Annotated in this window: 3 protein-coding genes; all 3 read left to right on the top strand. The window is 43.3% G+C overall.

Translation table 11 applies throughout. The features are described from left to right. On the top strand, window positions 1–2,022 hold a 2,022-nt coding region (locus tag RFK25_RS11175), incomplete at its 5' end, for a phage tail protein (protein WP_332413505.1). After that, window positions 2,019–2,741: a phage tail protein gene (locus RFK25_RS11170; protein WP_257117658.1), complete on the top strand. Its 723-nt coding sequence runs from the start codon at window positions 2,019–2,021 to the stop codon at window positions 2,739–2,741. The genes RFK25_RS11175 and RFK25_RS11170, both read left to right, overlap by 4 nt. Then, window positions 2,741–5,454: phage tail spike protein (locus tag RFK25_RS11165; protein WP_332413502.1), on the top strand; the 2,714-nt coding region annotated here is incomplete at its 3' end. The genes RFK25_RS11170 and RFK25_RS11165, both read left to right, overlap by 1 nt.

The following is a 5,454-nucleotide window of genomic DNA, read 5'->3' as shown; positions in this document are numbered from 1 at the left end:
GGAACAGAGTCCATGTCTGCGGCAGCTCAACTTCAAGCCAGCAATGCCCAATTCTCTACAGTCTTTGGGGATATGGAGAATGCTGCTAAGGTTGCCCTCAATAAGATTGGGGAAGAGATGGACATTGTTCCAGAGCGTCTTCAAGGCTCCTTCACTCAAATGGCTTCCTTTGCCAAAACCTCTGGGATGGATACGGCTCAAGCTTTGGATCTGACCACTCGTGCCACCAGAGCAGCGGCTGATGGGGCAGCATTTTACGATAAATCCATCGAAGAAGTCACCGAAAACCTACAGTCCTTCCTCAAAGGAAACTATGAAAATGACGCAGCTCTAGGCATTTCTGCGACAGAAACCACTCGTAATGCAGCGGCGAACAAACTCTATGGAAAGTCCTTCAATGAACTATCAGAAGCTCAGAAGCAGTTAACCCTCCTTCAAATGGTAGAGGACGGCAATGAACTCTCTGGAGCCTTGGGACAAGCTGCAAGGGAATCAGACGGACTGGAAAACGTTCTGGGTAACTTAAGACAGTCTGGAACTAATGCTCTAGCAGCAATCGGGCAACCGATTCTGGAGATGCTTATTCCAGTCTTTCAAAGTTTGGCAGACATTATTAGTCAACTAGCAACTTGGTTTACAAACTTATCCAGTCCCATCAAGGAAGTCGTCATTATCTTCACAGGTATTTTAGCCGTGGTAGGGATGTTACTTCCTGTTTTCTTGGGCTTACAGGTTGCGGCAGCTGCTATGGGGACAACCGTTGTTGGAATGATAACGGCATTTTTGCCGATTGTGGGGATTATTGTTGGTATTGTAGCTGCCATTACCTTACTGATTGTTGGGTTAAAAGAACTCTGGACGAATCACGAAGGCTCTCGAACGGCTGTGACGGAAATCTGGAATAGTATCTATGCCTTTCTGTCCATGATCATCCAGCAGATTTCTAGTTTTGTTATGTCCATCTGGGGAACGCTAACCACATGGTGGACTGAAAACCAGCAATTGATTCTAAATGCTGCAACGACGGTATGGAATGCCATCACTACGGTTATTCAAACGGTGATGACTATTCTTGGACCGCTCATCCAAGCAAGTTGGGAGAATATCAAACTCATCATCACAGCCGCTTGGGAGATGATAAAGATTGTGGTCGAGACTGCTATCAATGTGGTACTTGGTATCATCAAGGCAGTCATGCAGGTTATCACTGGTGATTGGACTGGCGCTTGGGAAACCATCAAACAGGTCTTGTCGATGGCATGGGAGGGCATCAAGTCCCTTATTTCCTTAGCCCTCAATTTCATCGCCCAGTACATCTCAACTGCTTGGACAGGTATCAAGAATACCATCTCAAATTTACTGACAGCTATCAGTTCAGTCGTTTCATCCATTTGGTCAGCAATCCAATCAACCATATCTAATATCTTATCCAATATTGGAGTCACGGTATCCAATATTTGGAACGGTATCCGAAACACGGTCTCTAGTGTCTTGAATGGCATTTCAAGCACGGTGTCATCTGTTTGGAATGGTGTCAAGAATACCATTTCAAATGCCATCAATGGAGCGAGAGATGCCGTAAGTAACGCTGTTAATGCCATCAAAAATCTCTTCAACTTCCAAATTCGCTGGCCGCATATTCCCCTCCCTCACTTTAGGGTGTCAGGATCTGCTAATCCTCTTGATTGGTTGAAGGGTGGTATTCCAAGAATTTCTATTGATTGGTATGCCAAGGGAGGTATCTTAACCAAACCAACGGCATTTGGAATGAATGGTAATAGCCTGATGGTTGGTGGTGAAGCAGGAAAAGAAGCGGTGTTGCCTTTGAATGAACAAACATTGGGTGCAATTGGTCGAGGAATCGCAAAGACCATGACAAGTAATCTACCAACCATTCACATCACTATTTCAGGTAACACAGTTAGAGAAGAGACTGACCTTCACCGACTTGCAGAGATGGTTGGAGAGAAACTAGTGTATGAATTAGAACGCCAACAAGGATTGAGAGGAGTGAAACCATGATTAGACATAATGCATTAACCATTGGTGGAGTATCCACGTCTAGTTTTCCTTTTAAGGTAATCGTGGAAGATAGCCCTTCTATCACAGTAAGTGAAAGTAAGTCGCAATTGATAGAACACCAAGGCCTGTCAGGAGCGGTTCTTCAAACCAATCCTCGCAGAAGTGTCATGGAACTGAGCTACACCCTCTATCTTGTAAAACCTAGTGAAGAACAGTTATTTTCCTTTTTGAAGCTATTTTTGAAAGAAGGATTTTGGCTTGAGAACGCTAGTTTCAAGACTATACGATTTTGGTGTTACAAAGTTCACCATACTCCAGTTCAAAAGGATAAGCTGGGGGTGTATGAGCTTAAGGTTACCTTTTCTTGTCACCCAACCAAGTGGTTCAAAACGACGACCTCGCAGGTGTTTAGGTCTAGTGGTACTTTGAGAAGTCAAGGTTCAGCCATTGCTTTTCCAAAGATTACCATAAGTGGCAACTCAAGTAGTGAAACTAGCTTTACGATTGGGGATGATGTCATCCGCTTGGAGCGATTACAGGAAACACTCATTATGGATAATAATCCTAGTCAGCCAAGTTTTAAGACACAAAGAGGTCAGCCTGTAAAATGGACTGGCGATTTCATTACCATTGATGCAGGCAGAAATGACTCAGTTGGAGTTGTCTTAGGTTCTGGCATCACATCATTAACAATAGAAACGAATTGGGGGTGGGCATAGTGCTATCATTATTAGACAAAACTGTTCGAACAGCAAAATGGCATGGAAAACCACTCCCAGAAACCATTAAGGCAAGTGTCAAGGAAACCTTGAATGGGGATTTTGTCCTGAACTTTACCTATCCGATAACAGACAGCGGACTATTTCGAGAGTTAAAAGAGGACTACCTCGTTCGTAGCCCAGTTCCAGTATTGGGACATCAGTTGTTTCGGATAAAGAAAGTCATCGAAGGAGACACCAGTCTTGAAGTTGTGGCCTATCACATTTCAGATGACATCATGACGAGGTTAGTATCGCCATTTAGGTGTGAACAGGTACCCTGTGCAACAGCACTATCAAGCATGGTCATGGCAAGCAAGTCTCCATTGGGAGATTTTTCTTTTACCAGCGACATTGTCAAGAACAGAACCTATACAACGGACAAGGAACAGACGCTTTACTCCAGCTTGTTGGATGGCAAACATTCTATTATTGGAACTTGGGAGGGGGAACTGGTTCGTGATAATCTTGCCCTAACTATAAAGGTTGAGCGAGGACAAGACCGTGGGGTGGTCATTTCTACTCACTACAATTTGAAAAAGTATCAGAGAACAAAAGAAAGTTCACAGATTATCACTCGCATTCATGCCACTTCAAGTTTTAAACAAGAGGGGCAGGATAGGGAAACTGTACTTCAAGTCACAGTAGACAGTCCACTGATAAACTCCTATCCATTCATCAATGAAGTGACCTATACCAATAATAACCTCAGGTCTCGTCAAGAGTTAATAGAGTGGGCTAGTAGCAAGTTTCGCTTAGAGGGAATTGATAAGCCAAAAGATGCCATTATCATTGAGGCATTTGAGTTAGATGGTCAAATGGTTCATCTAGGCGATACCGTAACTTTAAAAAGCAAGCTACACGGAATTGATGTGAGGAAGAAAGCCATCGCTTATGATTATGATCCTTTAACTAAGAATTACCGCTCTATCACTTTTGATGATAAGGCAAGTATTGGTACAGGTAAAACTAGTGGAAGCTTAACTACACTAGCAAATAATCTACTTGATGGGAATAAGCGGAGTGAGGATGTTGCCGTTGAAATTGCCATTGAGAATGCCAACAGAGCCTTTGATGCGGAATTTGAGAAACGTCAAGTAGCCATTGATAACGCTATCGAACAGGCTCAAAGTCATGGGGAGGTCTATGCGGATCGATTAAAGGCTAGCATTGATAGTGAACTTTCTACAATTCACCAACAGATGCGACAACAGGAAGAGGAGCAGCAACGCACAACTCGTGATTTATTGGCGAAGGCCGGGGTTAACACCAACCTAGCTACAGAAGCCAAACAAAAAGCAGAACAGGCTCAAACTGGGGCGACTGAAGCCCTCAGGAGGGCAGAACAAGCCAAGCTTGATGCCATTAATGAAGCTAACCGATTGACTTCAACGGAGCGTAGTCAGACAGAGAGAAAGATTGCGACAGCTAAATCACAAGCTATCTCTGAAGCCAGTCGATTGGTTGATGTAGCAAAATCACTATTAGGGGGACAGTTGGCTACAGTAAGTACCAATCTGTCACAAACCAAGGAGGATATAAAACTTCTTGCGAGTAAGCAACTGGTGGATAGTCTAACTGGTCGAGTATCCGGTGCAGAATCCATGATTCAAGTACAAGCAGACCAAATTTCCCAGCGTGTAAAAACCAGTGATTTTAACCAAGCAAAACAGAGAATCGAAACTGCCGAGTCGTCTATTACGCAATTGGGGAATCGGATAACGACTGAGATTCGAGAGACCATAGCTAAGATTCCAGTTGATTTTGGTGGTCGAAATTACATACTAAAAAGTGATACTTATATTACATCTGGGAGTAAGTTTCTGGATAGTGCTTCGGACTTTATCGACTATGCTCAGGCAGGGAAGTTTGTGACGATCAGCGTTGATATCAAGGGAGAAAATCTGTCGCCTGATGAAAGAGGACAGTCTAGGATAGGATGCGAGCTACGCTTGACTTTATCCAATGGCAATCCTCTCTATCTAAACTGCTATAAAGTTGTTTCAGCAACCCAACCTCGCGAGCGGATATACCGAACGGTTCGTATTCCAGATGGTGTATCTGTTGTTAGTGTAGCAAAGCTGAATCTTTTTGTGCAAGTCAGAGGAAATGCCTTAGCTGGAAGACCAAAGTTTGAACTTTCTTCTATGCCTACAGACTGGTCACCTGCTCCTGAGGACTTAATCACAGATCTTAGCCAAACCAGAACCCTAATTACTCAGACAGCTGAGGGACAAACTCAACTGTCTACAAAGGTTACTCATACTGAGAATAAAATGATTTATGCTGAGACCCAAATCAGGCAATTGTTGGGTGATGTGGCTAGTAAAGTTTCAAAAATGGACTATGAAAATCTCAAGAGTACAGTTGAGAATCATACGACAAGTATTAATCAAACGTTCCAGTCCATTTTACTTAAAGCTGACAAGACCTTTGTGGACGGTGTGAAATCTACGGCAGAAACCGCCCTTTCAAAAGCAACTAGCAATGCGACAATGATTAGTCAGACCAAGTCTGAGCTGACTATTGCCAATAATGCCATCTCACAGAAAGTCGCAAAGACTGATTTTAATAGCTTGACTAGTCGAGTAGCAAGTGCAGAATCCACTATACGTACACAGGCTGGGCAAATTGAACAACGACTAACGAGTACGCAAGTTGAATCAGCCATTAA

Source organism: Streptococcus sp. SS-4456 (assembly GCF_036680365.1).
In the GTDB taxonomy this organism is placed as follows: Bacteria; Bacillota; Bacilli; order Lactobacillales; family Streptococcaceae; genus Streptococcus.
This window is presented reverse-complemented; position numbering and strand designations above follow the sequence as displayed.

Coding starts and splice junctions, on each gene's coding strand:
- RFK25_RS11170 (WP_257117658.1), top strand. CDS start 2,019: ATGATTAGACATAATGCATTAACCATTGGTGGAGTATCCACGTCTAGT.